General features: G+C 42.8%; 5 protein-coding genes. All 5 read left to right on the top strand.

Annotation, left to right across the window (positions count from 1 at the left end; genetic code table 11):
• Positions 1–463, top strand: a 463-nt coding sequence (locus tag FJ444_RS21485) for a hypothetical protein (RefSeq protein ID WP_219993935.1), incomplete at its 5' end; no start/stop codon positions are given.
• 126 nt (positions 464–589) lie between these two features.
• A complete protein-coding gene (locus FJ444_RS21185; RefSeq protein ID WP_140961932.1) occupies positions 590–871 on the top strand; it encodes a hypothetical protein in 282 nt (93 codons plus the stop codon).
• 622 nt (positions 872–1493) lie between these two features.
• The gene (locus tag FJ444_RS21180; RefSeq protein ID WP_140961930.1) at positions 1494–1856 is read left to right on the top strand and encodes a hypothetical protein; all 363 of its coding nucleotides are present in this window, start codon (positions 1494–1496) and stop codon (positions 1854–1856) included.
• A gap of 106 nt (positions 1857–1962) precedes the next feature.
• Entirely contained in the window at positions 1963–2280 is a 318-nt protein-coding gene (locus tag FJ444_RS21175) for a hypothetical protein (protein ID WP_140961929.1), read from the top strand.
• 129 nt (positions 2281–2409) lie between these two features.
• Positions 2410–2577: a hypothetical protein gene (locus FJ444_RS21480; RefSeq protein ID WP_181405270.1), complete on the top strand. Its 168-nt coding sequence runs from the start codon at positions 2410–2412 to the stop codon at positions 2575–2577.
• Positions 2578–3246 lie beyond the last annotated feature (669 nt).

Here is a 3246-nt window from a genome sequence, read left to right as displayed (position 1 = left end):
TGTTGAAGTGGACGCAAGAGACATCGGCTCCTTTATCAAGCACATGCATGTGCGCCACTTAACAACCCCCGTTATGTTTAGGGCAGAGTTAATGAGATTTTTTTGTTTCATATTCTTGGTCTTTGCAAGTTGTAATTCACAGTCACAGGAAATTCAAGGTATTGATTTTCCATCGCAATTCCACGGTGTTTGGGACTATAGTCTTGAGCAATGCGACAAACAGCTAAGTACCGCAAGAGTGACCATCAATAGTAAAGGTATTGAATACTGGGAAAGTTTTGGAGTAATAAGTAAGGTAATTTCGCAAACGAAAAATTCGCTCTACGTAATATTGTCGATGTCTGGAGAAGAAGAGAACTGGTTAGTTGAATCCGAGTTTAGAATAGAAAAGGAGAAACTTGTGGATCTTTTCATTGATGAAAGCTCCTCATTCACACGTGTTAGGTGTAAAGGAAAAACATAACAAACCAAGGCAGCGGGACAAATACATGCAGGCTCCCGTCACTTCGTTCCGTATTTTAGCCTGCATGTACTTGCCCCTGCTTGGGGCGTTATGTTTCGTGGTAACTAAATGAGAAATTTGGGCCGAATGGCACTCAAAACTTCCTTAGCTGGGTGGGTAATTGTAATTACTTTTACTTTTGTATCTTGGGAGCTTACTGCATCGAATGGTCAAAATATATTGCATGAGTTGCCGCTTTACATTGCTTTATTAGCATTTCCAATATCTATGATTGCAGTAGTAATTGGAGTTATTGCGTTTATTAAAGGACACTGTCGTCTACAAGCGACTGCAAGCCTATTATTGGCATTACCACTTTCCACGTTTATTGGTTTAATGTATTGGGTGACCGTAAATGGCGGCGTGTAAAACATAACAAACAACTGTAGCCGCTCGCTGGCGCTCACTGGGACAATAACACGTAGGCTCAGTCGCTTCGCTCCCATTTTAGCCTACGTGTTATTGCCCCTAAGTTGGGCGTTAGCCCCCATTCGTTAATCCGTTTAAAAATAAAAAGATCGTGGCAGTGTTTACGCCGGTATCATCACTCGTTTTAGCGTCCCACCGCCATTAGTTATTTTTTGTGTCCAGGGCTATCAACTAATTAAGCTATTTTCTTCCTGTGGTTTGCGCGGCGCGTGCAATTTTTCGTTGTAAGCGGCCGGAGCTTTTATATGCAATCGTAAAGCGCAATTCTCACCTTTGATTGGCAACGTAGCTTTATCAGTTCCGGTAACTGGTTAACGTAAAAATCAGTTGTTGTTTTTCTGGTGGTTGTTTAAGGTAAATGCAAATCAGGGAAGGGCAATTAATTAATGCAAACATCTTGGTGCAGGGCAGCAAAGCTGCGAACGTTCAGTGTTGGGGCTAACAAAGCGCAGCACCGGACAATAACGCGCAGTTCCCCTTTTTTGCAAAGAACGCAAAAAAGTGGCCCTTCGCTATTGCCCGTGTGCTAGGTGTTAGCAGTCAGATCTTAGGATTTAATTAAATGGAATTTTTTGAAGAAGTAATATATGAAATGTACGGTTTTACTTTACTGGAATTTCTTTTTTACGCTCTAGATGCCCTTGTCATTAGTGCTTGTTTCATCGCTTTACTAGTAAGTTCAATTAAGTTAAATCGACGCATTAACTCCAAAGATTCTCGGCTGCTTCTCTACTCTTGTATAGCTGTTTTGGTTCTAAGTATCCTATCCGGTGTCGTATCAGAGTATAGTTATCAGGAAGGCGATACACTGTCTTTGGCGGAGTTGTTAGTTGTTTATTCCCCATCAGTAGCTGTTGTATTTCTTACTATTGGTCTCCTTCGAGTTTTAAAAAGCTACAAGGGTGGTACAAGCAATGACTGCTAACAAAAAAATCATGTCGCCCGCAGGCGGGCTGGGACACAAACAGGCAGGCGGCTTCGCCATTGTAGCCTGCCTGTTTGTGCCCCATATTTAGGTGTTAGAGGACTCTATGGAATTACGAAATTGGATAGGGATTATCATGATCGTTCTCGGAACATCCCTACAAGTTTACGGGTATTACTCAGAAACATGGGTCAGAGTTCTCGCTTTCATTATCATTTTAATCGGCGTATTTGTTTTCTTTACCCAACGATATATTGCCAGAAAAGAAGCTGCCGAATTTAACTACGGTCCTAGCGCCAAAAATACTAGCTTGCCATTAATGGGCGATATATTTAACACTAGTGGGCAACGCACTGGTGGTAGAACCGAAGACAGTTGGTCTAGCGACTCATCCGGTGGAGACGGCGGAGGTGGTGGTGAGTAAGTCCTCTAACAATCGCATCAAAACTCGCTGCGCTCGCGTGGACATCTACCTGTGGGCTCGCGCTGCGCGCAATTTTAGCCCACAGCTAGCTGCCCTTTATGCGGGGCGTTATAAGCCAAAAGGAAATTCATGCTAACAGTTGAGAAAGACAAGGATGCTGAACAGGTTTATATCCATGGTTCTCCAGAACAGTTGCGCTGGCTAGCACGCAGACTAGACGCTATTGCTATACAAGCTGAAAAGTCCGGCAATGCTCACGATCATTTTATGACAGAAGACTGGGGGGAAATGAACTAACCAATGAACTTATTGGCAACCCAGAATCTCACGCAATAGTGAACCACTTGATTGTGTATGGTCATGCTTCAAAGTAAATTGTCTTATAACAAACCACTTAAGGCTCTCGCTTCGCTCGCTGGGACAGTAACACGTAGGCTCTGTCGCTCCGCTCCTGATTTTAGCCTACGTGTTACAGCTCCTTAGTGGGGTGTTATGTTCTTAGAGGAAGAGTTTTATTTTTGTGCTTTTGATAAAGAAGCGATCATCACTTCGCTATAGACGCCAAAGTTGGAATTCATTGGAATTCCGAAAATTTAGAAGTCATATTGTAAAACTCTGCAATGAAGAATGCCGAGCAGCAAGAACACCAGGTTTGTTTATAGCTCGAAGAAATAGATTAAAAGCAGTAGCATTTTGTAAGGCAAAATGGGGGCAAGTTCCCCCTGCGCTGGAAGCTAAAAAATTGCCCTCAATGTACGAGCTTTTTGCGTCAGCAGGTTGGAAACAGTGGGCAGTAAGATAAACGAACATAACAATCAAATGTTGGGGACACAAACACGCGGGCTCTGCTTCGCAGTATAGCCCACGGTTTGTGCCACCAAATTAGGGCGTTATAACTTTAAGAGGATTGAGTTTGGAATCATTGGATGATTATAAAGCTATAATCGATGATCTGGTTAAGATCAG

Source organism: Aestuariibacter sp. GS-14 (assembly GCF_006494365.1).
Classification (GTDB): Bacteria; Pseudomonadota; Gammaproteobacteria; order Enterobacterales; family Alteromonadaceae; genus Alteromonas; species Alteromonas mangrovi.
This window is presented reverse-complemented; position numbering and strand designations above follow the sequence as displayed.